Annotated in this window: 26 protein-coding genes; 21 read left to right on the forward strand and 5 right to left on the reverse strand. The window is 52.7% G+C overall.

All coding sequences use genetic code 11. The annotated features are described in order from the left end of the window. Positions 1 to 5: 5 nt before the first annotated feature. Complete coding sequence (locus tag DK507_RS12530) at positions 6 to 2,195, reverse strand: bifunctional diguanylate cyclase/phosphodiesterase (RefSeq protein ID WP_109356696.1); 2,190 nt, start codon at positions 2,193 to 2,195, stop codon at positions 6 to 8. A 247-nt stretch (positions 2,196 to 2,442) separates the two neighbouring features. Between DK507_RS12530 and ccmC the strand changes: the two genes are divergently transcribed. The 8 genes from ccmC (at position 2,443) to DK507_RS12570 (ending at position 9,359) form a co-directional block, all read left to right on the forward strand. After that, positions 2,443 to 3,159 carry a heme ABC transporter permease CcmC gene (gene ccmC / locus DK507_RS12535; protein WP_109356697.1) on the forward strand — a complete coding sequence of 239 codons (717 nt, stop codon included), beginning with the start codon at positions 2,443 to 2,445 and terminating at the stop codon, positions 3,157 to 3,159. After that, on the forward strand, positions 3,156 to 3,287 hold the full coding sequence (locus DK507_RS12540; protein ID WP_109356698.1) for a heme exporter protein CcmD: 132 nt from the start codon (positions 3,156 to 3,158) through the stop codon (positions 3,285 to 3,287). The genes ccmC and DK507_RS12540 overlap by 4 nt, the downstream gene beginning before the upstream one ends. Further along, entirely contained in the window at positions 3,284 to 3,733 is a 450-nt protein-coding gene (gene ccmE, locus DK507_RS12545; protein WP_109356699.1) for a cytochrome c maturation protein CcmE, read from the forward strand. The genes DK507_RS12540 and ccmE overlap by 4 nt, the downstream gene beginning before the upstream one ends. Beyond that, complete coding sequence (locus tag DK507_RS12550) at positions 3,730 to 5,667, forward strand: heme lyase CcmF/NrfE family subunit (protein ID WP_109356700.1); 1,938 nt, start codon at positions 3,730 to 3,732, stop codon at positions 5,665 to 5,667. Before ccmE ends, DK507_RS12550 begins: the two co-directional genes overlap by 4 nt. Further along, positions 5,664 to 6,191: a DsbE family thiol:disulfide interchange protein gene (locus DK507_RS12555; protein WP_109356701.1), complete on the forward strand. Its 528-nt coding sequence runs from the start codon at positions 5,664 to 5,666 to the stop codon at positions 6,189 to 6,191. The genes DK507_RS12550 and DK507_RS12555 overlap by 4 nt, the downstream gene beginning before the upstream one ends. Next, a complete protein-coding gene (locus DK507_RS12560) occupies positions 6,188 to 6,613 on the forward strand; it encodes a cytochrome c-type biogenesis protein (RefSeq protein WP_109356702.1) in 426 nt (141 codons plus the stop codon). Before DK507_RS12555 ends, DK507_RS12560 begins: the two co-directional genes overlap by 4 nt. Beyond that, positions 6,613 to 7,266: a tetratricopeptide repeat protein gene (locus DK507_RS12565; protein WP_109356703.1), complete on the forward strand. Its 654-nt coding sequence runs from the start codon at positions 6,613 to 6,615 to the stop codon at positions 7,264 to 7,266. Before DK507_RS12560 ends, DK507_RS12565 begins: the two co-directional genes overlap by 1 nt. Positions 7,267 to 7,418: 152 nt before the next feature. Further along, positions 7,419 to 9,359, forward strand: a complete 1,941-nt coding sequence (locus tag DK507_RS12570; protein WP_109356704.1) for a potassium transporter Kup — start codon at positions 7,419 to 7,421, stop codon at positions 9,357 to 9,359. A 2-nt stretch (positions 9,360 to 9,361) separates the two neighbouring features. Here the strand turns inward: DK507_RS12570 and DK507_RS12575 are convergent, their stop codons facing one another. Continuing rightward, positions 9,362 to 9,982 (reverse strand): bifunctional 2-polyprenyl-6-hydroxyphenol methylase/3-demethylubiquinol 3-O-methyltransferase UbiG, encoded by a 621-nt coding sequence (locus tag DK507_RS12575; protein WP_109356705.1) that lies wholly within the window; start codon positions 9,980 to 9,982, stop codon positions 9,362 to 9,364. Positions 9,983 to 10,122: 140 nt separating this feature from the next. Between DK507_RS12575 and rpiB the strand changes: the two genes are divergently transcribed. The 4 genes from rpiB to DK507_RS12595 are packed head-to-tail and all read left to right on the forward strand — an operon-like array spanning position 10,123 to position 13,099. Continuing rightward, the gene (rpiB, locus tag DK507_RS12580; RefSeq protein ID WP_109356706.1) at positions 10,123 to 10,572 is read left to right on the forward strand and encodes a ribose 5-phosphate isomerase B; all 450 of its coding nucleotides are present in this window, start codon (positions 10,123 to 10,125) and stop codon (positions 10,570 to 10,572) included. Beyond that, positions 10,572 to 11,879 (forward strand): serine hydroxymethyltransferase, encoded by a 1,308-nt coding sequence (gene glyA / locus DK507_RS12585; protein WP_109356707.1) that lies wholly within the window; start codon positions 10,572 to 10,574, stop codon positions 11,877 to 11,879. The genes rpiB and glyA overlap by 1 nt, the downstream gene beginning before the upstream one ends. 15 nt (positions 11,880 to 11,894) lie before the next feature. Continuing rightward, a complete protein-coding gene (gene nrdR / locus DK507_RS12590) occupies positions 11,895 to 12,371 on the forward strand; it encodes a transcriptional regulator NrdR (RefSeq protein ID WP_109356708.1) in 477 nt (158 codons plus the stop codon). Continuing rightward, positions 12,368 to 13,099 carry an RNA methyltransferase gene (locus DK507_RS12595; protein WP_109356709.1) on the forward strand — a complete coding sequence of 244 codons (732 nt, stop codon included), beginning with the start codon at positions 12,368 to 12,370 and terminating at the stop codon, positions 13,097 to 13,099. Before nrdR ends, DK507_RS12595 begins: the two co-directional genes overlap by 4 nt. Positions 13,100 to 13,111: 12 nt before the next feature. Here the strand turns inward: DK507_RS12595 and DK507_RS12600 are convergent, their stop codons facing one another. Next, positions 13,112 to 13,423 carry a chorismate mutase gene (locus DK507_RS12600; RefSeq protein ID WP_109356710.1) on the reverse strand — a complete coding sequence of 104 codons (312 nt, stop codon included), beginning with the start codon at positions 13,421 to 13,423 and terminating at the stop codon, positions 13,112 to 13,114. A 219-nt stretch (positions 13,424 to 13,642) separates the two neighbouring features. Between DK507_RS12600 and rpsD the strand changes: the two genes are divergently transcribed. The 8 genes from rpsD to aguB all read left to right on the forward strand — a co-directional run bounded on the left by rpsD (position 13,643) and on the right by aguB (position 21,773). Next, complete coding sequence (rpsD, locus tag DK507_RS12605) at positions 13,643 to 14,257, forward strand: 30S ribosomal protein S4 (protein WP_109356711.1); 615 nt, start codon at positions 13,643 to 13,645, stop codon at positions 14,255 to 14,257. Between the two features lie 147 nt (positions 14,258 to 14,404). Further along, positions 14,405 to 16,084, forward strand: a complete 1,680-nt coding sequence (locus tag DK507_RS12610; RefSeq protein ID WP_109356712.1) for a M28 family metallopeptidase — start codon at positions 14,405 to 14,407, stop codon at positions 16,082 to 16,084. A gap of 19 nt (positions 16,085 to 16,103) precedes the next feature. After that, entirely contained in the window at positions 16,104 to 17,081 is a 978-nt protein-coding gene (locus DK507_RS12615) for an agmatine deiminase family protein (RefSeq protein WP_109356713.1), read from the forward strand. Between the two features lie 88 nt (positions 17,082 to 17,169). After that, a complete protein-coding gene (locus tag DK507_RS12620) occupies positions 17,170 to 18,690 on the forward strand; it encodes an FMN-binding glutamate synthase family protein (RefSeq protein WP_109356714.1) in 1,521 nt (506 codons plus the stop codon). Between the two features lie 75 nt (positions 18,691 to 18,765). Then, complete coding sequence (locus DK507_RS12625) at positions 18,766 to 19,626, forward strand: class I SAM-dependent methyltransferase (RefSeq protein ID WP_109356715.1); 861 nt, start codon at positions 18,766 to 18,768, stop codon at positions 19,624 to 19,626. 62 nt (positions 19,627 to 19,688) lie between these two features. Continuing rightward, a complete protein-coding gene (locus DK507_RS12630; protein ID WP_254054374.1) occupies positions 19,689 to 20,549 on the forward strand; it encodes a class I SAM-dependent methyltransferase in 861 nt (286 codons plus the stop codon). 14 nt (positions 20,550 to 20,563) lie between these two features. Next, positions 20,564 to 20,914 (forward strand): DUF3147 family protein, encoded by a 351-nt coding sequence (locus DK507_RS12635; RefSeq protein ID WP_109356717.1) that lies wholly within the window; start codon positions 20,564 to 20,566, stop codon positions 20,912 to 20,914. Positions 20,915 to 20,921: 7 nt separating this feature from the next. Further along, positions 20,922 to 21,773 carry an N-carbamoylputrescine amidase gene (gene aguB / locus DK507_RS12640; protein WP_109356718.1) on the forward strand — a complete coding sequence of 284 codons (852 nt, stop codon included), beginning with the start codon at positions 20,922 to 20,924 and terminating at the stop codon, positions 21,771 to 21,773. Here aguB and DK507_RS12645 read toward each other — a convergent pair. Further along, entirely contained in the window at positions 21,746 to 22,249 is a 504-nt protein-coding gene (locus DK507_RS12645) for a MarR family winged helix-turn-helix transcriptional regulator (RefSeq protein ID WP_254054375.1), read from the reverse strand. The two genes, aguB and DK507_RS12645, sit on opposite strands and share 28 nt — an antisense overlap. 71 nt (positions 22,250 to 22,320) lie before the next feature. Here DK507_RS12645 and DK507_RS12650 point away from each other — a divergent pair, with 71 nt between their 5' ends. Next, a complete protein-coding gene (locus tag DK507_RS12650) occupies positions 22,321 to 23,442 on the forward strand; it encodes a dipeptidase (RefSeq protein ID WP_109356719.1) in 1,122 nt (373 codons plus the stop codon). Here the strand turns inward: DK507_RS12650 and DK507_RS12655 are convergent. Further along, positions 23,423 to 24,085, reverse strand: a complete 663-nt coding sequence (locus DK507_RS12655) for a uracil-DNA glycosylase (RefSeq protein ID WP_109356720.1) — start codon at positions 24,083 to 24,085, stop codon at positions 23,423 to 23,425. The genes DK507_RS12650 and DK507_RS12655 overlap by 20 nt on opposite strands. Positions 24,086 to 24,129: the final 44 nt, after the last annotated feature.

Below are 24,129 nucleotides of genomic sequence, written 5' to 3' on the forward strand. Positions count from 1 at the left end.
CGATCCTATACCGCGACTTGCATGAACTTGGGTTTGCTCGCCTGCTCTGACGCGCTTTGGGCGAGTGGATAATTGCCTGGTGGCAAAGCCGCCAGCGGCATTCCTGCTGCTGCAAGGTCATAGGGCGAGACCCGGTGACGGGTGCACAAGCCGCCCGCGCCATCGCTAACCAATGGTGTTTCAAACTCGGTCGCGACCGTTGCTTCTTTTACCCTTATGACGGTGCTGATAACCAATTGCCCGCCGCCTAGGTCAAGTACCAACTGGGTACCGATAGGAACGCCGAGCAAACCTTCAAACCGGGCACCGGTTTTGGAAAGATCGCGCATGACAACATCATATCTGTGATCTTCATGAATGGCGCCAATTCGGCGGAACACCGTGCGCCTGTCGGGCCGGTATAAGTCGGGACCATCGGGCTCAATTTTGAAAAGCCCGGTTCCCAGATTTTCCTCGATTTCTTCAAGCTTGAGAGCCTTGGAGTAGATCCAGCCTTGAATATAGCGAGCGCCCTTTGAGCATACGAGGTCAAACTGATCAAAAGCCTCGACACCTTCGACCGTGGTTTCCATGCCCAGCGCTTCGGACAGGCTGACAATGGCGGCAATGATCTTGGCGCTGTTCTTGTCCTTCTGGGTACAGGAATCGACGAAACTCTTGTCGACCTTGATTTTGTCAAATGGTGCCGATCGCAGATAGCTGAGCGATGAATAGCCAGTACCAAAATCGTCAAGCGCCAGCCGGACGCCCAGCTCCTTCAAAATTTTGAACGTATTGTCGATGGTTTCACTATCGCCCATGAACACGCTCTCGGTCAGTTCCAGTTCCAGACGTTCAGGCTCGAGCCCGCTGGATGCAAGGGCATTCATTACAATTTCCGGGAAGCCGCTATTGGCAAATTGAACAGCTGATACATTGACCGCAATGCGGACCGATTTGGGCCATTGCAGTGCATCTGTACAAGCTTTGCGCAGCGCCCATTCGCCCAGTTGATTGATAAGATTAAGTTCTTCCGCAATTGGAATGAAAACGCCTGGGCTAACTGCACCCCGCTCAGGATGGACCCAGCGCATCAACCCTTCGAATCCGACCACCATATGATCATCGGTGCGGACCACCGGTTGATAATGCAGTTCCAGTTGGTCATTATCGAGAGCATCGCGTAAGTCTTCAACCAGCAGCCGGCGTTCTTCCTCTTCATCCTTCAGATCTGCGGAGTAAAAGCGGAACTGGCCACGTCCTGAATTTTTCGCAGAATATAGCGCAAGATCCGAACTGCGGACCAGTTCGTCCTTTTCAACACCATCATAGGGGGCAACGGCGATCCCGATGGATGTACCGATAACTGCGCTTTTGTCTTCAATGGGATAGGGTTGCGAAACAATCTTCACTATCTTTTCAGCGATTTCACCGAGCTTCCCGCGATCATCCAGGTCCGGTAAAATGACCTGAAATTCATCACCGCCCAATCGTCCGATCTCACCGCGATCACCGATGATGGTACGCATCCTTTTGGCAACTTGCTTAAGCAACTCGTCACCGGCTGGATGACCCATTGTATCATTGACTTGTTTAAACCGGTCCAGATCAAGCATCATGATCGCGCAGCTGCGGTTGGCAGCCTTAAATGCGCCCAGGATTCCGGTGAGCTGAGTGTCCATGCGATGGCGATTGGCAAGGCCGGTCAGGGAGTCGAATTCTGCTAGCCGTGAATCTTCAAGCTTGCGCTGATACTCGACCGTAATATCCTTGGCGCTCCCGCGATATCCCTGAAACTCGCCTGAATCATCAAACTTTGGATGGGCTGATATCATCCACCAGGTTGGATGGTCGTCCTGACTCAATGTCGCTGGCACCCGCCGGACGACGAGGTCGCGAAGTTTGCTGCGCCTGCTGAGTTGGTAGTGAAGCGGACGATCTGATTTCTCATCTGGATTGTCCGGATCATTCTCGAAAAGCGCCGTTAAAGGCTGTGCCAATATCTCCTCAACCGGTTTGTTCAGGTTTTCCGCTGCTTTTTCGGAAAGATAGACAAAACGGCCCTCTGCATCGGTCGCCCACAGCCAGTTTATCCCTGCTTGTTCAAAGTCATCCAGGACTTCCAGGCGTCTGGAATGGTTTTTAGATGTAATGACGGATATTGATTCATCCGATGAACCATTGGAAAACGCCTTGAGTAAACCTTTGACTGCCATAGATATTCTTTAACCTCAGCCCCACTGATAAGTTAATTCCGGTTTTGAGGTTTCAGGTTTAATGGCACATGGTTACGATAGCGCTAACGGCAGTTATTTAACTTTTGTTTTCTGGATCATCAATTCGGAGGGAGTTGGTGGATCGCGAACTGACCAGAAAAACACTTGTCGCTTTGCTACAGTTCTGCCATCAAAAAATCAGATTCTACTGGTCGCACAGTAGCAAGAGGCAATGACCGTTTTTTAAATGCACGCTTACGCAAATCCTACCCGCTTTCTGTCGCTTGCCAGACCGCTGACGCTTTGGTTTTTGATCCTTGGCCTGGCATTGATTACTATTGGCTCAGCCTATGGCTTATTCTACGCTCCTGCCGACCGTTTGATGGGTGACAGCGTTCGTATTCTTTATATCCATGTTCCGACCGTGTGGCTGGCTATGGGCGGCTGGACTGCTATTGCGATCGCCAGTATTGTGCAAATCGCGTGGCGGCATCCACTGGCAGCAGTTGCAGCGCGTGCGGTGGCTGTTCCGGGTGCTTTGTTTACCGCCTTGGGGTTGATTACCGGATCAATCTGGGCGCGACCGACCTGGGGTACCTGGTGGGTCTGGGATGGCCGTGTGACATCAGTATTGGTGCTGTTTTTTCTGTATCTCGCCTATATTGCGCTGGCCTTTGCAAGTAGCGAAAAAGGCGGTGTATCACGGGTAACCGCAATTTTTGGTATCGTTGGCGCTATCAACATTCCCATAATCAACCGGTCGGTCGTCTGGTGGAACAGCCTGCATCAGCCAGCCAGTATTACCGTGGGAGGGTCTTCCATTGATAGTGCTTTTCTATGGCCACTACTTGTAAATGTTATTGGATTCAGCCTTTTGTTCGGGGCAATCGTATTGATGCGTATGCGCGGAATTTTGGCGGAAACCAAAGTCGAAGCGCGGCTGAAAAGGATGGCTGCAGAATGAACCACTGGCCTTTTGTAATCGCATCCTATGCGATAGTGCTGCTCGGCACGGCAATCGTCATTTGGGGCAGCTATGCAGCCATGCGCAGGGCAGAAGCAAAGGCGAAAAAATTGAGTAAACGTAAATGAAGGCAAAACATCAAAGACTTGCATTGGCGGTGCTTGCGCTGGTCGCTTTGGTCGGCGCGGGTCTGCTGGCGGCTTTCGCGCTTCAGGATCAGGCGAATTATTTTTATACGCCTTCAGATATCGTTCAAAAGCAACCTGAGGTGGGTCAGGCAATTCGTCTTGGCGGTATGGTTCAGAAAGGCTCCATCCAACGCGCCGATGATGGTGTAACCGTAACATTCACGGTTCACGACGGTGCTTCATTTCAGCCTGCAACCTATACTGGCATTACTCCAGATCTGTTTGTCGAAGGGTCCGGAGTCGTGGCGGACGGAAAGCTGACTGCCGATGGCTTATTTGTTGCCGATACATTGCTGGCCAAACATGATGAAAATTATATTCCACGAGAGCTGGAAGGCATTGATATGACAGGCAATATGACGAAAACGGATACGCTGGTCGAATGATTGCCGAGGCAGGTCTTATCGCGCTCTGGCTCGCCGCCAGCATGGCGTTTTTGCAATTTGCTTTGTGCACCATTGGCCTGGTGAAGGGGCAGGACGAGTTTTTTGCAGCAATCAGGCCCGTGGCCATCGCCCAGGGCGTGCTGGTTGCCCTGTCTTTTCTGCTGCTGGTCTGGCTGTTTGTGCGGTCCGACATGTCGGTGAAGCTCGTCGTCGCCAATAGCGTTGCGATCAAGCCGTTAATCTACAAGATTTCTGGCGCATGGGGTAATCACGAAGGATCGATGCTTCTCTGGGTCGCCATCATGGGACTTGCCGGCGCATGTATTGGTATTTTTGAACGCAATCTCAAAACAAAGACTTTGGTGACGACCTTGGGCGCGCAAGCGTTTATCAGCATTGGTTTTTATGCCTATCTGTTGATTGCTTCCAATCCGTTCGAACGGATATACCCGGTTCCGGCAGACGGGCAGGGGCTTAACCCGCTATTGCAAGACATTGGGCTCGCTCTGCATCCGCCGACGCTTTATATCGGTTATGTTGGTCTATCGATCGCGTTCTCTTTTGCTGTGGGAGCCATGATCACGCGAGATGTCGGGCCGGAATTTGCCAAGGCCATGCGGCCATGGGTGCTCGGCGCATGGGTATTCCTGACACTGGGCATTACAGCCGGCAGTTACTGGGCTTATTATGAGCTGGGCTGGGGCGGCTGGTGGTTCTGGGATCCGGTTGAAAACGCTTCGTTGATGCCTTGGCTCGCTGCCACAGCTTTGCTGCATTCGGTTACGGTATTGGCGACACGTGATGGTTTGCGCGCATGGACGCTGATGCTCGCAGTTGTCGCTTTCTCTATGTCGATGATCGGTACTTTCCTCGTACGTTCCGGTGTTCTTACCAGCGTTCACGCCTTTGCGGTTGATCCGGAACGTGGTAGCTTCATTCTCGCCCTGCTGGCCATTTATATTGGTGGAGCCATGGCTTTGTTTGCGCTGCGCGTTGGTACTGTCAAAGAAGGTTCCCAATTTGAACCCGTCAGCCGGGAGGGCGCTCTGGTGGCAAATAACCTTTTGCTATCGGCCATATTGGGCATTGTTTTTATCGGCACGCTCTATCCCCTGGTTGTTGAAGGATTTAGCGATGAGATGATCTCGGTCGGCCCGCCTTATTTTAATCTGGCAACAGGGCCACTGGCTCTCGTTCTGGTGGCGATAATGGCTGCCGGGCCGCTCCTGCGATGGCGTCGTGATCAGGCGAAAGCGTTGCTTAACCGGATTTCGATTCCAGTCTTTTTGACGGCAGCAGCGCTGTTTGCGCTGGTCATATTCACCTCATCAATGTCAGTTCTGCCCTTGCTAGGTCTCGCGTTGGCAGCAGGTATCGCCGTGGCGAGTTTTGCGCCGCTATGGAAACGTAACCTGCGCCGCACGCCGATGCATGTTTATGGCATGGTTCTGGCGCATTTTGGTGTGGCTGTTGCACTGGTCGGGATGGCGTCAGAAACCAGCTTCACTGAAGAAAAACTGGTGGCTGCGACGCCCGGTGACGAAATCATCGTCAACAACTGGAAGATCAAGTTCCAGGCTATTGAACCCGTGGCCGGTCCCAACTGGACTGCACTCGAAGCGCGCGTGACAGCGCAATATGAAGACGAAGCGATTCATGAGATCGCACCGCAAAACCGGATGTTTGCCTCTGCACAGATGCAGACTAGCGAGGCGGCTCTGCTGACCCGTTGGAACGGACAGCTTTATGTTGTTCTCGGTGACAGCGACGAGCAAGGGCGATGGCAGTTGCGTATCTGGTGGAAACCGTTTGTGACGCTAATCTGGTATGGCGGCGTGCTGATTGCTTTGGGCGGGTTGCTGGCGATGGTCGGCCGTTTGCGCCGCGCGGTCCGTCAGAAGCAGCAGAGAGCCTATGCTGAGGCCGTGATATGAACCGCTGGCTGCTCTGGATTCCGTTGGTGTTGTTCAGCCTGTTTTTTGCGATCGTCGCAGGCGGTTTAATGCGGCCCAAGGACAACATCATCGAATCGAAAATGATCGGTAAACCGATCCCGGAATTTGCGCTGCCTGCTGCGATTGCGCAGCGCCCGGCTTTGACCACTACTGATCTGGCTACCGGCAAACCGCAATTACTCAACATTTTCGCAAGCTGGTGTGTGCCCTGTATTGCAGAGGCACCGCAGCTGCTTGCGCTGGAGCAGGCAGGCGTATCGATCAACGGCATCGCCAGCCGCGATACGCCAGAGGATATCGCGAATTTCCTCAACCGATGGGGCAATCCTTATGTCCGGATTGGGACAGATGTGCGCAGCGCGGTGCAACTGGAACTCGGTTCATCGGGTGTTCCGGAGACATTCGTGATCGATGGCAATGGCGTGATTGTGCACCAGCATATCGGTGATATCCGCAAGGAAGATGTTCCGGAACTGCTTGAAATATTGGAGAAAGCGGGATGACCAGATTCCTTTGCCTGCTCGCCTTGCTGTTCACGGCACCTGTTATGGCTCAAAACGCGCTCCCGGCGTCCCCTTATGCCCATCGACAGCTGGATGACCCGGCACAGGAGGAAAAAGCGCGCTCGTTGATGGAAGAATTGCGCTGCCTGAAATGCCAGAGCCAGTCGATTGCGGACAGTGATGCCCCGATGGCGGGCGATATGCGCAGTCAGGTGAGAGAACGCATTGCTGCTGGTGCCACGCCAGAGGAGGTGCGCAGCTGGCTCATTGAGCGCTATGGTGATTGGGTAACCTACAATCCCCCGGTAAATGCGGTAACTTGGCCACTCTGGATTGCGCCAGGGGTATTATTGATACTTGCCATATGGCTCGCACGCGGGCTTTTTCGCCGGCGCAAAACTGATCAGAAGGATGCAGGCTGATGGGCTGGCTCATTCTACTCGCCATGATAATCGCACTTTTCGGTGCGCTTGTATTCTTGGGCAAACTACCGCGGACCGCTTTTGAATTGACCGGTGCTGCTCTCTTATTCGGCGTTGCGGGCTATGCTTGGCAGGCCAATCCAGGGATGGCCGGTGTATCGGTCGAACCAACCGAAAAGCCGAATAGCTTCGATGAAGCCAGTATTACATCGCGTGAGGAAATGGGTCAGCGTTTTGGCACAGCGAGAGAATGGCTGGTATTCTCAGATGCCTTGAACCGCAGTGGCCGGCATGGCGCAGCGGCCAACTATCTGCGCAACGGGGTTAAGGAACATCCCAATGATCCGGACCTGTGGGTCGGACTGGGCAACGCCATAGTCGTTCATGCAGATGGAGTGATTACTCCGGCGGCTCAATTTGCGTTTCAGAGAGCAGCCGATATCTCTCCCGAGCACCCCGGCCCGCCGTTCTTTCTCGGCATGGCCTATGCGCAATCTGGCAAGATTGACCAGGCACGTACGATATGGACAGAGTTGTTAGAACGTAGTGCCGAAGATGCGCCATGGCGCAAGGATCTCGAGTCGCGTTTGGCGGCTATGGAGAAAATGCAACCCGCGCTGCCGATGACTCAAAACCCGCCTGCTGGTAACTAAAATATAGTTATATCAGGAGGTTGATTGGCATATCTGCGGCTCTGGTTGCGTGCTATAGAGGCCCATGCTAGTCGCGCGCGCTTGTCGAAACAGATGTGCGGGGCTAGCGCAACCATTTCGACCCAATCAGGGGACCGCCAAAACGGCAATCAATGTCTGAATCGACGTCACAACCGAAACGGAAACGCAATCGCGTAATCCAGCCTCACGGGTCACGCCAAGAGGGCAGCGCAGTTGCAAAGCTGGCTGCTGGCGCGATCGGTATTGTGTTCGGCGATATCGGTACCAGTCCGCTCTATGCTTTTCGCGAAACATTTGTCGGTGCCCACCCGCTTGAGCTGGACAAGATCCACGTGTTGGGTGTGGTTAGCCTGATTTTCTGGTCGATGACGCTGGTCGTTGCGATACAATATGTAACCATATTGATGCGCGCAGACAACAAGGGGCAGGGCGGCAGTCTGGCTGTGGTTGCCTTGCTGTCCGGGGCGTTACGACGATCAAAATTCGGCTGGGTAGCGATACTGCTGGGCGTTTTCGCCACCTCGTTATTTTACGGCGACAGCATGATCACACCGGCGATTTCGGTTTTGTCAGCTGTTGAAGGGCTGACGGTGGTCAATAGCGGCCTGCAGCCCATGGTTATTCCGATTGCGGTGGGATTGCTGGTCTTCCTGTTTGTCATTCAGTCACGGGGAACCGCAAAAATCGGCGCTCTATTTGCACCCGTGATGTTCGTTTATTTCACCGTCATCGCGATTTTGGGACTGACGCAAATATTCCATACACCCGAAATACTGCTCGCGTTGAACCCTTGGTATGCTGTTCAATTCTTCTTGATCGATGGTTTCAAGGCTTTTCTGGCTTTGGGCTCGGTTGTGTTGGCCGTGACTGGTTCTGCGGCATTATTTGCGGATATGGGGCATTTCGGCCGCAAACCTATGCGTATTGCGTGGTTTGGCTTCGTGATGCCGGCCTTGTTGTGCAACTATTTCGGCCAAGGCGCGATGATTATCGGATTGGATCAGGCAGGCGCCGAGGCGGCAATCCAGAACCCGTTTTTTCTGCTTGCTCCTGAAATGCTGCGCTTGCCATTGGTCATATTGGCGACCATGGCGACTTTCATTGCCAGTCAGGCAGTGATTTCCGGAGCATTTTCGGTCACGCATCAAGCGATCCAACTGGGCTTCATCCCACGGCTTACAGTCAAGCATACCAGTGCTTCCGAAGCGGGGCAGATTTATATTCCAGTGATCAACTGGACTATCATGATCGCAGTTTTGATCTTGGTGCTTACGTTCCAGAGTTCAAGCAGTCTCGCGTCTGCCTACGGGATCGCGGTGACCGGCGCGATGCTTATTGATACCTGCTTGCTCGCTGTTCTGGTCTTCACCTTGTGGAAGTGGAAATGGTGGTATGCCGTTCCTCTGCTTGCCCTGTTCTTCCTTGTTGATGGTGCCTATTTTGCCGCAAACCTGACCAAGGTTCCGCAGGGCGGCTGGTTCCCGCTAATGGTCGGTGGTTTCGCCTTCCTGTTGCTGACGACCTGGGCCAAGGGACGCAAGATTATGCGGGAAAATATGGCAGAGGCGGCGATGCCGATTGAAATCTTCACCAAGTCTGCCAAGAACAGCGCAACCCGGGTTCCCGGAACGGCAATCTTCATGGCTTCGGCATCGGTCGGTGTTCCGTCCGCTTTGCTCCACAATATCAAACATAATAAAGTGGTTCACGAACGGGTGGTAATTTTGACCGTCAACATCAAAGATGTGCCCTATGTGGAATCGGAAAAACGCATAGAGGTTAAAGATCTCGGCGATGGTTTTTATCGACTCATTCTGAACTATGGTTTCATGCAGGAAACGGATGTCCCGGCGGCTCTTAAAAAGGTCAAGGAATGCGGTATGGACTTCGACATGATGACCACCAGTTTCTTCCTTTCGCGGCAGACATTGTTGCCTTCAGAGAGGCCAAAGATGATGATCTGGCGAGAAAAAATATTCGCATGGATGCTGCGCAATGCGGCAACCGCTATGGAATTTTTCAAGCTTCCCAGCAACCGAGTGGTAGAGCTGGGTAGTCAGATGGAAATCTGACTCTAGGCTCGAAGTTCGAAAATCAAATTTGTCCACCAGACACCTGCGGCTTTATTGGTTGCCTGAATGGATTCAGAGTGTTCGTTGTAAAGCGGAACAAGCTGATTATGTGCAGCTAGTCTAATTGTCTCTTCGGCCGAGACCGCAAACATTCTCCTGCCGTCGGGGACAGGGCCGTGCCTCACGGAAATAAAAAGGCGGGCATTTTTACTAAGTAGTGCAGCGACTGCTTTCATCGCCACTTCCCTCTGATCTTCATCCAAGTGCATCCACACGGCGTTGATCATTATGAAATTGAATGTCTCGCCCAGTTTCCTGACATTCTGGAGATCGGGCAAGCTGTCGTCCAACCATCGGATTGTCGGCGAGCGATGAAGTCTGATGGCTCCTTCTCGCATTTCTTTGGTTGGTTCGGCCGCTACGACGTCATGTCCCTTCTTATCAAACCAGGCTGCGTCTCGTCCGGTGCCCGAACCAATATCCAATATTTTACTGGGTATCCGAGGGAAGTGATCGATGGCCGTTGCATAACTCTCTTCAAACGAGAGTCTTTCATATTGCTCCAGGAGAAAAGGAGCCTGTTTGGCATAGCCTTCGGTGCCGCTAACAACACAGTTTTTCATATATGACAGTCTCTTGTGAACCGCCGCCCTTGTCCATCGTAAATTAATCGCCAGCAAGGGCAATATTTGGTGGCGCATAAGGATAACGTCTACTAGATAGCGGGCATTCGATTCTTGTCTGGATATTGAGGACAAAGCTTATGCGTATTGCCATTGCTTCTGATCATGCAGCTATCGACATGAAAGTCGCTTTGGTGGAGTGGCTTGCTGAGGCCGGGCATGAAGTTGACGATCTGGGTCCAATGACGACGGACAGCGTCGATTATCCTGATTATGGCTATAAACTCGCCGATGCCATTGCATCGGGAAGTGCGGAGCGCGGTGTTGCCTTGTGTGGTTCCGGGATCGGCATATCCATTGCCGTCAATCGTAATCCGGCTTGCCGCTGCGCTCTGGTCTCTGAAGGCCTCTCAGCGAAACTGTCTCGCGAGCATAATGACGCGAATGTTATCGCCATGGGTGCGCGTCTGGTTGGTATCGAGATGGCAAAAGACTGTCTAAGCAATTTCTTGAACACCGAATTTGGCGGAGACAGGCATCAACGCCGCGTCGACAAATTGTCCGCACCACAGACCGAAGGAGCAGCGTAATGAGTAATGTCGCAGATATACAGGATATCCGTCCGACCGGGTTTTTCGATTTTTCGGTGGATGAGAGTGATCCCGCGGTCGCCGGTGCAATCAATGCGGAATTGTCGCGCCAGCAAAATCAGATCGAGTTGATTGCTTCTGAGAACATCGTTTCCAAGGCCGTTTTGCAGGCACAAGGCTCCGTATTCACCAACAAATATGCAGAAGGCTATCCGGGACGCCGCTATTATCAGGGCTGTGCGCCATCTGATGATGTTGAAACACTTGCCATCGAGCGGGCGAAACAGCTGTTCAATTGTGGCTTTGCCAATGTTCAGCCGCATTCAGGGGCACAAGCAAACGGCGCTGTGATGCTCGCGTTGACCAAACCGGGCGATACCATTCTTGGTATGTCTCTCGATGCGGGTGGCCATTTGACGCATGGCGCGAAGCCCGCGCAATCGGGCAAATGGTTCAATGCTGTCCAATATGGCGTCAACGAGGACGATCATCTGATCAACTATGCGGAAGTCGAAGCGCTGGCCAAAGAGCATCAGCCGAAGCTGATTATCGCTGGTGGTTCTGCCTATCCGCGCCAAATCGATTTTGCCAGGTTCCGTGAGATTGCAGATGCGGTCGGCGCGATCTTCATGGTCGATATGGCCCATTTCGCTGGCTTGGTCGCAGCTGGCTATCATCCTAGCCCACTAGAATTTGCAGATGTGGTCACGACCACCACGCACAAGACTTTGCGTGGTCCACGTGGCGGTCTGGTACTCACCAATGATGAAGCCATTGCGAAGAAAATAAACTCGGCGGTTTTCCCGGGTCTGCAAGGTGGTCCGCTAATGCATGTCATCGCCGCCAAAGCGGTCGCATTTGGCGAAGCGTTGCGCCCTGAATTTGCCAGCTATTCTTCCGCTGTCATCGAAAATGCCAAAATATTGGCGGCGCGCTTAAAGGAACGCGGCGCCAATCTGGTTGCTGGCGGTACAGATACGCACCTTGCTCTTATTGATCTCTCACCGCTTGGTATCACCGGCCGCGATGCCGATGAAGCACTGGAGCGTTCTGGTATTACCTGCAATAAGAACAGCATTCCCAACGACCCGCAGCCGCCGATGAAAACCAGCGGCATTCGTGTTGGTTCACCGGCAGGTACAACCCGAGGCTTTGGCCCGGCGGAGTTCCAGATGATTGGTGACATGGTTGCTGACGTACTTGATAGCTTGCGTGAAAAAGGAGAAGGCGGTGATCCGGCTGTTGAAGCCGATGTCCGTCAGCGCGTTGAAGAGCTATGCTCTCGTTTTCCAATTTACCCTGAATAGGCGAAACGGACCGTTATGCGTTGTCCCTTTTGTGCCCATGATGACAGTCAGGTAAAAGATAGCCGGCCCACCGAAGATGGTACGACCATCCGGCGGCGGCGGCAATGCGAGGGGTGCGGCGCCCGTTTTACAACATTTGAACGGATACAGCTTCGCGAGATCACAGTGGTAAAAAGCGAAGACCGCCGCGAGACGTTTGACCGGTCCAAGATCGATTTGTCCGTGTCTCTGGCTTGCCGCAAGCGCGGGATTGCGCAGGAGCAGATGGATCAACTGGTGTCAGGTATTCAGCGACAGTTAGAAACTAGCGGAGAGAATGAAATCCCTTCCAAACGCATCGGCGAGATGGTCATGGAAGGCCTTAAGGGACTCGATAGCGTTGCCTATATCCGCTTTGCATCGGTCTATAAGGACTTTACCGAGGCCAAGGATTTTGAGGAATTCGCCGGCAGCGTGAAAGATGTGGGTATCGGCGATACCAGCGGCAAATGAGTACCGGCAAGCCGATCATCATTCTGGTGAAGCCACAGCTGGGTGAGAATATTGGCAAGGCGGCCCGGGCTATGCTGAATTTCGGGCTCACCGACATGCGGATCGTGGATCCTCGTGACGGCTGGCCCAATCCATCAGCTGGACCCACTGCTGCGGGCGCAGACAGTGTGTTGGAGGCCGCTCAGGTTTTCGAGACTACCGCCGAAGCGGTGGCGGATTGTTCGCATGTCTATGCCACTACGGTTCGTAAACGCGGTATGACCAAAGAAGTGCTGACCCCTGCAGCGGCGGCGGAAGACATAGCATTCGCCAGTGGTAAATGCGCGATATTATTCGGCCCGGAACGGTCCGGTCTGGAACTGGTCGATGTCGAACTCGCCCGCAAGATCATCACCGTGCCGATAAACCCGGAATTCGGATCGCTCAATCTGGCTCAAGCGGTTATTTTAGTCGCCTATGAGTTGTCGAAACTGGGTGACGGCGAAACCGTGCAGCCGACAATTGAGACAAAAAAGCGCGAACCGGCCCCGCAAATCGAACTGGACCGCTTTTACGAACATCTGGAACGGGCGCTGGAAGAGGCCGGGTATTTCTATCCGCCTGATCGTGCACCAGCGACGAAGGTGACGCTCCGCAATATGATCACCAAGCCGGCGTGGACCAATGAAGAAGTGCAAACCTGGCGCGGCGTTATCAGCTCTCTGGAAAAGCCATTTGTGAAAAAATGAGGTTTTGACTGATCAGCTGTCTCGCATCTGATCCCATTTTTCGAGCTCATAGCTGATCGACGTTTCTATCAGCATTTCCCAAATCGCGGCCATGGTCGGAACCGGAATGCCTGCGCTAATGGCAAGCTGTTTCACATTTTCCAGAACCTTTGCTTTTCGTCCCTCGTCACGCACAGCGGTGCGATCCTGTTTGATCCGCGCAGCGGCGTCCATGCAGGCAAAGCGCTGGGTCATCAGGGCGATAAGTTCGCCGTCAATTCGGTCCACTTGTTCGCGGACATCTGTCATGGTTTCCATTGGAGGAAGCGTCGTCGTTTCTGTCATGTCAGCGCCTTTAATCACTGCGACCACCCAAGTCGAGTAATGATGGGGATTTTGGAGCGATTTTTAGGGCTGCAGATGCTTGACAATCGCGCACTAGATCGTCATAGGCCGCGTCTTGCAATTGGCTCCGCACCCCGGTGAAGCGGTAGCCGCGTGAATCCAAGCGGATTTTCGGTGCATTCCGGGACGAATTGAAACAGCAAATTAGGAGTCAGTGAAATGACAAAGCGTACCAGCTCGAAATATAAACTTGATCGCCGTATGGGCGAAAATATTTGGGGTCGCCCCAAATCACCCGTCAATCGCCGCGACTACGGCCCTGGTCAGCATGGTCAGCGCCGCAAAGGCAAACTGTCTGACTACGGCATTCAACTGCGCGCCAAGCAAAAGCTGAAAGGCTATTATGGCGACGTAACCGAGAAACAGTTCAAGCGTGCTTATAAAGAAGCATCGAGCATGAAAGGCGATACCAGCCAGAACCTGATCGGCCTGCTGGAACAGCGTTTGGACATGGTTGTTTACCGCGCCAAATTCGCTCCAACCATCTTTGCTGCTCGCCAACTGGTTAGCCATGGCCACATTCGCGTCAACGACGTTAAATGTAATGTTGCTTCGCGCAAAGTGCAGCCAAATGATGTTGTTTCGCTGAGCGATAAAGCAAAAGAAATGCTGCTGGTTATCGAGGCACAGAGCCTGCCAGAGCGCGAAATTCCTGAATATGTCACGCCGGACGGCACTGACAAAGTAACCTATGTTCGCGTGCCAACGCTGGACGAAGTGCCTTATCCGGTGACGATGGAACCAAATCTGGTTGTCGAGTTTTACTCACGCTAACTGTTTCCAAGAGGTTTTCAAAAAAGGCGGTCTGAGAAGGCCGCCTTTTTTATTTAAGCGCCGGCAAAACCTTGCGCCAGATCAAGGACGCTGCCAGTAGTAACAATAGACATTAGTTTGATGATTAAATTTGGATGAGGATCTGAAATGCAAAAGAAATGGTTTGCCCTTGCGCTGATACCGGCGCTGGCTTTGGCGTCTTGCGTAATACAGGTAGATGACGCCGAAAACGCTGCCCCACTGCCAGAGGTCGCTGCACCGGAATTATCGGTCGATACGATGCGCGACATTACGCGGGAGCTTTCCTCTGATGCCTTTGAAGGACGTGCACCGGGCACTATTGGTGAAGAAAAAACGCTTGCTTTGTTGACCAAAGAATTTGCCGAAGCCGGTTTGAAGCCAGGCAACGGTGATAGCTGGTTTCAGGATGTTCCGTTGGTCGAGATAGAAGCGAAAAACGTATCCGACCTGACGATCAAGGGCGGCACTAGCGACATCAGCTTCAAATATGGTCCCGAGATGGTCATCACCTCCTATCAGGAACAGCCGAAAATTGAGTTGTCGGATAGCGAGATGGTTTTTGTCGGCTACGGCATTAACGCGCCTGAGCGCGAGTGGAATGACTATGAAGGCGTGGATGTAAAAGGGAAAACGGTCGTCATTTTGGTGAATGATCCCGACTTCGGTACCGAAAGCCTGGAAGGTGATTTTGGCGGCCGGGCGATGACCTATTATGGACGCTGGACCTATAAATATGAGGAAGCGGCGCGTCAGGGCGCGGCTGCAGCTTTGATCATTCATGACACGGCTCCGGCGGCTTATGGCTGGAATGTTGTGGAATCAAGTTGGAGTGGACCGCAATTTTATGCGCAGTCAGCCAATGGTGGCGCTGATCAGACAAAGGCCAATGGTTGGGTTCAGAAGGATGTAGCTGCAGAGATTTTTGCCAGTGCCGGACAGGATCTCGACGCGATGATGGCTGCCGCGAAGAACAAGGATTTCAAGGCCGTACCGTTGGGCGTGACCGCATCCATGTCTTTTGAAAACGATATCAGTAGAATGAACAGCAAGAATGTCATCGGCATGATCAAGGGTAAGACCCGACCTGATGAATATGTACTTTATACAGCGCATTGGGATCATCTGGGGCGCTGCAAACCCGCCCCGGACGGTGATGATATCTGCAACGGCGCAGTGGATAATGCGACGGGAACGGCTGCCCTGGTGGCTCTCGCCGAGGCGCATGTCAAAGCAGGCGCGCCGGATCGCAGCATATTGTTTCTGGCGGTGACGGCGGAAGAATCCGGCCTGCTCGGATCAAAATATTATGCCGAGAATCCAATCTATCCGCTCAACAAGACGGTTGGTGGTGTGAACATGGACGCCTTTGGCATGGCTGGCCCTGCAAAAAATGTCGTAGTGGTTGGCAAAGGCAAATCGCAACTCGATCGCTATCTGGAAGGTGCGTTGACCGTTGACGGGCGAACTGCCGAAGCTGAGCCAACGCCTGAAAAAGGCTTTTACTATCGTTCCGACCACTTCAGCTTCGCGAAACTCGGCGTGCCGATGATTTATTTCGAAGGCGGTGAAGACCTTGTTGAAGGTGGCCGGGCCGCTGGTGAAGCGATCAGCCAGGATTATACCGAGAACAAGTACCATGGACCGAAAGACGAATTTGATCCGAACTGGAACTGGGACGGCGTGATGGGTGATCTGAAGGTCTATTATACCGTTGCTAGAATGCTGGCGATGACCGAAGACTGGCCGAACTGGAATGAAGGCGACGAATTTCGTGATATCCGTGACAAGAGTCGCGCCGGGGTCTGATCTCTAACCGCTTGCATATATGATGAGATGGCCAGCCGAATGGGAGCCGCATGAAGCGGTCTGGATCGGCTTTCCGGGCAATCCGAATGAATGGGCTGAGCAATTGGCGGAGGCGCAGCATGAAGTTGCCGCCTTCGCCAATGCCGTTTGTGATAATGGCAATGGCGAGCAGGTCAGGCTTGTTTGCCGCGACTCCGGCGATGCCACACGAGCGTCCAAACTGGTTCATCATAATATCGAAATCATGCTCCAACCTTTTGGCGATATTTGGTTGCGTGATACCGGGCCGATAGTGACGGTTGGCATGGGTAGACAGGCCCATGACTTTGGCTTTAATGGCTGGGGTCGGAAGTTTGAAATGGCGGGCGATCAGGATATCGGGCAGCGCCTTGCGACCGCTGCAGGACTGTCCGTTTGCCAGCATGATTGGATATTGGAAGGCGGTGCCATTGATGGAGATGGTGCTGGCCAGCTCATCACCACCGAACAGTGCCTGCTCAATCCCAATCGCAATCATAATATGAACAAGGATGAGGCGCGCCAGAAGTTACGGCAAGCGTTGAATATTGAGCATATTTTCTGGCTTGGTGATGGGTTGATCGCTGATCATACCGATGGCCATGTCGATAATCTGGCGCGCTTTGTAGCACCGGGGAAAGTCGCGATTCCGCAAACCAGTGACGCTGATGATCCCAATGCTGATATTTTTGACGAAGCGGCCAGTCGTGCAACTGCGGCTGGTCTTGACGTGATCCGCATCCCTTCGGTTGGCATGTATGAAATCAACGGTGACATTGCGCCTGCCAGCTACATGAATTTCTATATCGGAAACACCGTTGTTGTGGTGCCGCAATATGGAGCCGATTCTGACGCGGCTGCTGTCGACTCTATTGCGGATTTATTTCCTGATCGCAAAGCCATCGGCCTTTCCAGCAAAGCGTTGCTGCATGGCGGCGGGAGCTTTCACTGTATCTCGCAGCAAATCCCCCAGACCTGATTTTCTGTAACCTCAACCCGATTCAAACGAACTATGTTTGAGGGGAGCAAAATGCTAACCTCTTTCTGTATGATTGAGGGGATCGCCGATGGCTGATGGAATTTTGAGTGTTTTGAGCACGCTCACATATATACTGGTTTTTTTGCTCGGCCTTGGTCTGGCCGGTGTGATCGTCCTGTTCGTCATCGACATAACCCAAAAACAGGATGCCGTGCGCCGCAACTATCCTGTCATCGGCCGGTTCCGTCATCTGTTCAGCAGCCTGGGCGAATTTTTCCGGCAGTATTTCTTTGCCATGGATCGAGAGGAAATGCCCTTTAACCGGGCGGAACGGGAATGGGTTGGTCGCGCGGCAAAGGGTACGGGCAATACGATTGCTTTTGGCTCTACAAAAAACCTTGATCCGGCCGGCACCCCGATTTTCGTCAATTGCCCGTTTCCGACGCTAGAGAAAGATGCTGCGGAAACCGCGACATGTACATTGGGACCCTATTGCGAGAAACCCTTTGAAGCCAAATCACTGTTCAACATCTCCGCGATGAGTTTCGGTGCGCTGTCTGTACCGGCGGTAAGAGCTCTGTCCCATGGAGCCAAAATGGCGGGATGCTGGATGAACACCGGTGAGGGCGGTTTGTCTCCTTATCATCTTGAGGGAGGTTGTGACATCGTTTTTCAGATTGGTACCGCCAAATATGGCGTGCGCAATGATGACGGCAGTTTGAACGACGATAAACTGCGAGCGATAGCGGATCACGAGCAAGTCCGTATGTTCGAGATTAAAATGTCGCAAGGTGCGAAACCAGGAAAGGGCGGTATCCTGCCCGCCGCGAAGGTCACCGAGACAATTGCAAAAGTACGCGGCATCCCGGAAGGCGAGGCCTCCATTTCTCCCAATCGCCATCCAGAAATCAACAGCGTGGAAGACATGCTCGATTTTGTTGATCACGTCCGCAAAGTCACTGGCAAGCCGACCGGCATTAAAGCGGTGGTCGGCGCCTATGGCTGGATAGAGAGCCTTTGCGAGGAAATTCATCGTCGCGGTATAGAGAGTGCACCGGATTTCTTCACGCTTGATGGCGGTGATGGCGGGACCGGTGCCGCGCCGATGCCGTTGATGGACAATGTCGGTCTGCAGCTGGATGAGAGTCTACCGATGCTTTCTGATATCCTGCACAAGTATGATTTGCGGCAGCGCGTCCGGATTATCGCATCGGGCAAAAGGATTACGCCCAGCGAGGTGGCCTGGGCTATATGTGCGGGCGCGGATTTCGTGAACAGCGCGCGCGGTTTCATGTTTTCGCTAGGATGTATTCAGGCGATGAAATGCAACAAGAATACATGCCCTACCGGCATCACAACCCATGATCCTAGGTTGCAGCGAGGGCTTGATCCGTCGGACAAAAAGGTCAAGGTCGCCAATTATTGCAAAAGTCTTGTTCACGAAGTTGAAGTGCTGGCCCATAGCTGCGGCGTTGATGAGCCACGTCAATTGGGCCGCAAACATGTCCGTATCGTACAGGACACGGGCAAGTCCATTGCGCTGGATGAGCTATATCCGCGGCCAGAGGTTGCAAAGAAATTCAAGATGATAGAAGACGTCTCTGGATAAACTGCTTTGCATGTCTGTGCAGCTGATTTATGTCGTCTATCAGAGAGATAATCCCCAACTGAAAGGCCGGAAAGAATGACAAATAAGCTCTTATTCGCTGGTGTAGCAACCGCATTATTGGCAGCTGCAGGAGTGCCTGCGCTGGCGGAAGATGATGCCAAAGCTGGCACGACGCAAAGTGATGCTAACCTGATGGCGGTGATCAACCATGATCGGCGTAAGGATGACAAAGCCCGCGATATTTATCGTAATCCGGCTAAGACTCTCGCTTTCTTTCAGGTAAAACCGACACATACCGTTGCGGAATATGGCCCGGGAGGGGGGTGGTACACACGGATATTATTGCCCTATCTCAGCGCCAATGGAAAATATGTCGCGGTGAATGGCAACAGCGACAGTATTAACTTCACCAGCCGTGCACGCGAAGGTCGCTCTAAAAGCTGGCCGGAGCGTTTCCCTGACGCTGCATCAGGATGGACCGGCATTCCTGCCGATCAAATTGCCGCTTTTGAAAGCGACGAAGTTCCGGATGAGATGAAAGGCAAGATTGACCGGGTGGTGATCTTTCGCTCACTGCACGGAATGCTCAACGGCAAGCGTGCCGATTCCGAATTACGCGCTTTGCGAGACATTCTTGCTGATGATGGTATGATCGGCGTTGTCCAGCATCGTGCAAATGCTGATGCATCTTATGCAATGTCCAACGGAACAAAGGGGTATCTCAAGCAGGATTCGGTTATCGCGCTGTTCGAACTGAATGGCTTTGAATTGGTGGCCTCGTCCGAGATTAATGCCAATCCGAAAGATACAAAAGACTATGAGAAAGGCGTGTGGACATTGCCGCCGGTCCTTACGAACAAGGATCAAGACAGAGCGAAATATCAGGCCATTGGCGAATCCGACCGAATGACCTTGCTATTCAAGAAACGATCTTAATCTTTGGGAGAGGCGATAATCTGTATCGCCTCAACTCATTGAATGATTGCCGAAGGAGAGGAATGATGACCAAAAAGAAATGGATTATGATAGGCGCAGTTACAGCGCTTGGAGCACTGACCCTTGCTCCGGCTTCCGCAAAAAATCATGCAAAAGATGGTGCGTCAGGTGAAACCAATTTGCGTACTGTCATCACGCATGAACGCCGTGCAGAGGACAAGGCTCGTGACAAGTATCGGAACCCGGCCCAGACCATCAGTTTCTTTGATATCCAACCCGACCACACGGTCGTCGAATATGTTCCCGGTGGAGGCTGGTACTCCAGGATATTGGCACCTTATGTCGCAGAAAAGGGCAAATTTATCGGACTGACCTTTGCGCCGGGTCCCCTGCCATTTGGAGACGAGGCAAAAGAACGTATTCGCGGCTTCCCAACTAAATTTCCCAATGATGTAGCCGAATGGACCGGCATGCCGGCCGCGAAATTTTCTGCCTACACAACCGACAAGGTTCCTGAAGAGGCCAATGGCACCGCAGACTACGTTATCATTCCGCGGATGATGCACAATCTGATGCGCTGGAACCTGGCGGACAGCGAAATCAAGGTGATGCGCAATATGCTGAAAGATGGCGGCATGGTTGGTATTGTTCAGCATCGCGCGAAGGACGGCACACCGTTTAGCTATGCCGATGGCAATAAAGGCTATTTGCGCACTGATACCGTGGTGAAATTCATGGAGGCGCATGGCTTTGAACTGGTCAAGCAGTCCGAAGTCAACGCGAACCCCAAAGATACGGCGGACTATCCCAAAGGCGTCTGGACTCTGCCGCCACGCTATGCCGAAGGCGATACGGACAAAGCCAAATATACTGAAATTGGCGAGTCTGATCGTATGACGCTGCTGTTCAAAAAGCTGCCATGACGTCATGTTGAAATATGGGTGAATTTGCGGTCCGGGCGATAGTTTCGGGCGTGATTGTGGCTATCGTCGCGATCATCGCCCGCCGCTATCCCGCCATGGGCGCGCTGATCGCGTCGCTGCCGCTTATTTCCATATTGGCGATGATCTGGCTGTGGCGGGATACTGGCAATACCGAATTGCTTGCTGGTCATGTGCAGGCGACTTTTTTTTACGTCATTCCCAGCCTCCCCATGTTTCTCATTATCCCCGTCATGTTGCGTCAGGGGATAAATTTCTGGGCTTCTCTGTCTGCCGGCATATTGGTGACGATAATCCTCTATCTCGCGACAATTCCGATTGCGGCTCGTTTCGGCATCAAGCTATGAGCACACAATGACACAGAATATCACTGTTGCCGCTTTGCAGCTGTCCTTGAACGGCAGCGAAGCGGAAAATATCGAGGCTGTCAGCGCGCACGTAGCTGAAGCAGCAGAGCAGGGCGCACAGATCATATTGCCGCCGGAACTTTTTTCCGGTCCCTATTTCTGCAAGACCGAAGATGAAGCGCAGTTCGCGCTAGCCAAGTCGGCGCAAGACAGCGCGCCGGTGCAGGCCATGCAAAAACTGGCAAAGCGTTTGGGCGCAGCGATCCCGGCGAGCTTCTTCGAACGGGATGGTCAGCATTATTATAACAGCATCGCGATGATCGATCCTGATGGTGAGATCATAGGCGTCTATCGCAAAAGCCATATTCCCGACGGCCCAGGCTATGAAGAGAAATTCTATTTCCGCCCTGGCAATAGCGGTTTCAAGGTCTGGGACGTGTTCGGTACTACAATCGGCGTCGGGATATGTTGGGATCAATGGTACCCTGAAACCGCGCGGGCGATGGCACTCATGGGAGCGGAGATACTGTTTTATCCGACCGCCATTGGTTCAGAGCCCTATGATGCCGACCTCGATACCAGCCGGATGTGGCGGCGCGCGATGCAGGGGCATGCGGTCAGTAATTGTTTGCCCGTGGTCGCGAGCAATCGCATTGGTGAGGAAGAGGGGCAAAGCTTTTATGGCCACAGCTTCATCGCCAATGAATGGGGTGATCTGGTGCTGGAATATGGCGCAGACGAGAGCGGTGTGCTTGTAGCGACATTTGATCTGGAACAGGCACGTAAGCATCGTGCAGGCATGGGGTTCTTCCGAGATCGTCGGCCGGAACTTTACGGGCGGCTGGTAGAGGATAAATAATCTTGGACCCGCTCGTAGATGGTTCTGTTTTCAAGCGCCGCTTCCGCTTTGTTGATTAAGGTAACGAGATCACCTGCTTGCTCGTTAAGTTCGGCAGCAGCCTTTTCCAGTGCATGCCAGAGTGGTTTGAGCTTTTCTGTCAGATCGCGTCCTTTCTTGGTCAGGATTATTTCCCTGCGGCGACCGTCATTCCTGTCCTGGCGAGAGGTGACATAGCCTGCTTTCTGAAGCGCCTGGCGGGACTGGCTCACCGACACATGCGTGATACCAAGAGCACCGGCAATTTCGTTGACCGACATCGGCCCGTTTAAGATGATCTGATTTAGAACGCCAAACCAGCGTTGCTCAAACTCGATACCGACAAGCCGATACGTCGAGCTGGCATCGCGGTCCATCGCTTCGGACAGTCGGCGCAACCGTGCACCCAATGCTGCACCATGCAAACTACCTGTATAATCGCTGGAATTCTTTTTCACCAAATTCTCACTTGACTTATCAGTAGGTGCCTACCTATTTGACTCCGTCGGTTATAGCAATAGGAAAACTTATGCAATTTTGTTCCACCCGTCGATCTTTTCTTGCCACCAGTTCGGTCATCGCAGCCACCGCCACCGCTCCGGTCTTTGCAGCCGGGCAGGGAAGCGTGAAAGAACGAGCAAACCGGCTTGTTGAAGGGTCTATGGTCATCAATGGCAATATGCTGCCTCGTTTCTCTGACCCGGTCGATGACCCCAAATTCGTCGCCAATGTGAAAGCAACCGGGATTACGGCAGTAAAGCTGAGCGTCGGAGGCGGTAAGGCACAGTTTGCCGATACTGTAAATCATATCGGCCATCTCAATAAAGCAATCTCCGAACATCATGATGTCTATATGTGGGTCAGGAACCTGGACGATCTGATCGCTGCCAAACGAACCGGAAAAGTAGGAATATTTTACGCCTTTGAAGATGCGGGAATGCTGGAAGGAAAGGTAGAACGGATCAATTATTTTCGTGATTTGGGCGTCCGTTCAATGCAGCTATCTTATAACGGTGTCTCGCCCTTTGCATCCGGGGTAATGTCGCCCCGACCATCACAGGGGTTAACCGATATCGGGCGACATGCGGTTGTGACGATGAACGCAGCCGGAGTTACGGTTGATGTCAGTCATTCGGATGACAAATCGACGCTGAGCATCATTGATCAATCCAGCAGACCTGTGATGATTTCCCATGGTGGTTGTGACAAGATAAACCCCCATCCGCGCAATAAAAGTGATGCGATATTGAAGGCTGTTGCCGATCAGGGCGGGGTATTCGGGCTATATGAGTTAGCCTATCTTACACCTGGCCTAGAGCAGCAAAATTTGAACAATTATATGCAGCATCTGATACATGCTCTGAACGTTTGTGGTGAGGATCATGTTGGTATCGGAAGTGACGCCTTCATGCTGCAATTTGATACGTCTTCGAAAGCAATGAAGTCCTGGAACCAGAGCATAGTGGAAAGGAAAGAAGTCGGCATTGCTGCACCGGGCGAAGGGCCGCCACCATTTGTTGAGGAATTGAATGTGCCGGAGCGCACTTATCTGATTGCCGAAAAATTGCTTAAAAATGGCTATTCGGAGATGACCGTTGAAAAGATCTTGGGTGGTAACTTTTTGCGGGTATTTAAAGAGACTTGGGTTTAACGCGCAAAGTCTGTTCAAAAACCTCTTGGAACATGTTCTCGGTCAACCGCCTGGTGTTCACATTATACCGGCTGCAATGATAGCTGTCGATCAGGATGCGATTGCCGGGCAAGCTATGCACCGCACCGTGTGCGAATTTATGGTCTGTCAGTCTGCCGCCGGTCATTCTTATCACGCTGTCATGGGCGATTTTGCCGAGGGCGAGGATGACTTTTAAGTTGGGTAAGCCATCCAGAGCCTTAATCAGATAGGGGCGGCAGTTGTTAATCTCTGCACCATTGGGTTTGTTTTCCGGCGGCAGGCATTTGACGGCGTTTAGGATCATTGTGCCGCTTAAAGTCACACCGTCATCGGCGCGGGATTGAAACTCGCCGTCGGACAGGCCGACCTTGTCCAACGTAGCGAACAACAGATCACCGGATGCATCACCGGTAAAGGCTCTACCGGTCCGGTTTGCGCCCTCCTTACCTGGCGCGAGACCAACAATCGCTAGCCACGCGTTGGGATCACCAAAGGCCGGGACAGGTGCATTCCACCATTCCGGTTGATCTTTTCGGAGGGATTTGCGCAGACCCACAAGCCTTGGACAGCGACGGCAGTTTTTGGGTGCCTCGGCAAAAGGAAGGGGGCTATGATCACTCATAGCCCCCGCCTAAAATCATTTGGACATCACGTCCAGCAAACTAC

Origin of the sequence: Sphingorhabdus sp. EL138 (genome assembly GCF_900258045.1) — a bacterium.
Lineage (GTDB): Bacteria > Pseudomonadota > Alphaproteobacteria > Sphingomonadales > Sphingomonadaceae > Parasphingorhabdus.

Excerpts from the sequence above, each read along its gene's own strand:
- DK507_RS12530 (WP_109356696.1), bottom strand. The coding sequence starts at position 2,195 with ATGGCAGTCAAAGGTTTACTCAAGGCGTTTTCCAATGGTTCATCGGAT.
- ccmC (WP_109356697.1), top strand. The coding sequence starts at position 2,443 with ATGCACGCTTACGCAAATCCTACCCGCTTTCTGTCGCTTGCCAGACCG.
- DK507_RS12540 (WP_109356698.1), top strand. The coding sequence starts at position 3,156 with ATGAACCACTGGCCTTTTGTAATCGCATCCTATGCGATAGTGCTGCTC.
- ccmE (WP_109356699.1), top strand. The coding sequence starts at position 3,284 with ATGAAGGCAAAACATCAAAGACTTGCATTGGCGGTGCTTGCGCTGGTC.
- DK507_RS12550 (WP_109356700.1), top strand. The coding sequence starts at position 3,730 with ATGATTGCCGAGGCAGGTCTTATCGCGCTCTGGCTCGCCGCCAGCATG.
- DK507_RS12555 (WP_109356701.1), top strand. The coding sequence starts at position 5,664 with ATGAACCGCTGGCTGCTCTGGATTCCGTTGGTGTTGTTCAGCCTGTTT.
- DK507_RS12560 (WP_109356702.1), top strand. The coding sequence starts at position 6,188 with ATGACCAGATTCCTTTGCCTGCTCGCCTTGCTGTTCACGGCACCTGTT.
- DK507_RS12565 (WP_109356703.1), top strand. The coding sequence starts at position 6,613 with ATGGGCTGGCTCATTCTACTCGCCATGATAATCGCACTTTTCGGTGCG.
- DK507_RS12570 (WP_109356704.1), top strand. The coding sequence starts at position 7,419 with ATGTCTGAATCGACGTCACAACCGAAACGGAAACGCAATCGCGTAATC.
- DK507_RS12575 (WP_109356705.1), bottom strand. The coding sequence starts at position 9,982 with ATGAAAAACTGTGTTGTTAGCGGCACCGAAGGCTATGCCAAACAGGCT.
- rpiB (WP_109356706.1), top strand. The coding sequence starts at position 10,123 with ATGCGTATTGCCATTGCTTCTGATCATGCAGCTATCGACATGAAAGTC.
- glyA (WP_109356707.1), top strand. The coding sequence starts at position 10,572 with ATGAGTAATGTCGCAGATATACAGGATATCCGTCCGACCGGGTTTTTC.
- nrdR (WP_109356708.1), top strand. The coding sequence starts at position 11,895 with ATGCGTTGTCCCTTTTGTGCCCATGATGACAGTCAGGTAAAAGATAGC.
- DK507_RS12595 (WP_109356709.1), top strand. The coding sequence starts at position 12,368 with ATGAGTACCGGCAAGCCGATCATCATTCTGGTGAAGCCACAGCTGGGT.
- DK507_RS12600 (WP_109356710.1), bottom strand. The coding sequence starts at position 13,423 with ATGACAGAAACGACGACGCTTCCTCCAATGGAAACCATGACAGATGTC.
- rpsD (WP_109356711.1), top strand. The coding sequence starts at position 13,643 with ATGACAAAGCGTACCAGCTCGAAATATAAACTTGATCGCCGTATGGGC.
- DK507_RS12610 (WP_109356712.1), top strand. The coding sequence starts at position 14,405 with ATGCAAAAGAAATGGTTTGCCCTTGCGCTGATACCGGCGCTGGCTTTG.
- DK507_RS12615 (WP_109356713.1), top strand. The coding sequence starts at position 16,104 with ATGATGAGATGGCCAGCCGAATGGGAGCCGCATGAAGCGGTCTGGATC.
- DK507_RS12620 (WP_109356714.1), top strand. The coding sequence starts at position 17,170 with ATGGCTGATGGAATTTTGAGTGTTTTGAGCACGCTCACATATATACTG.
- DK507_RS12625 (WP_109356715.1), top strand. The coding sequence starts at position 18,766 with ATGACAAATAAGCTCTTATTCGCTGGTGTAGCAACCGCATTATTGGCA.
- DK507_RS12630 (WP_254054374.1), top strand. The coding sequence starts at position 19,689 with ATGATGACCAAAAAGAAATGGATTATGATAGGCGCAGTTACAGCGCTT.
- DK507_RS12635 (WP_109356717.1), top strand. The coding sequence starts at position 20,564 with ATGGGTGAATTTGCGGTCCGGGCGATAGTTTCGGGCGTGATTGTGGCT.
- aguB (WP_109356718.1), top strand. The coding sequence starts at position 20,922 with ATGACACAGAATATCACTGTTGCCGCTTTGCAGCTGTCCTTGAACGGC.
- DK507_RS12650 (WP_109356719.1), top strand. The coding sequence starts at position 22,321 with ATGCAATTTTGTTCCACCCGTCGATCTTTTCTTGCCACCAGTTCGGTC.
- DK507_RS12655 (WP_109356720.1), bottom strand. The coding sequence starts at position 24,085 with ATGAGTGATCATAGCCCCCTTCCTTTTGCCGAGGCACCCAAAAACTGC.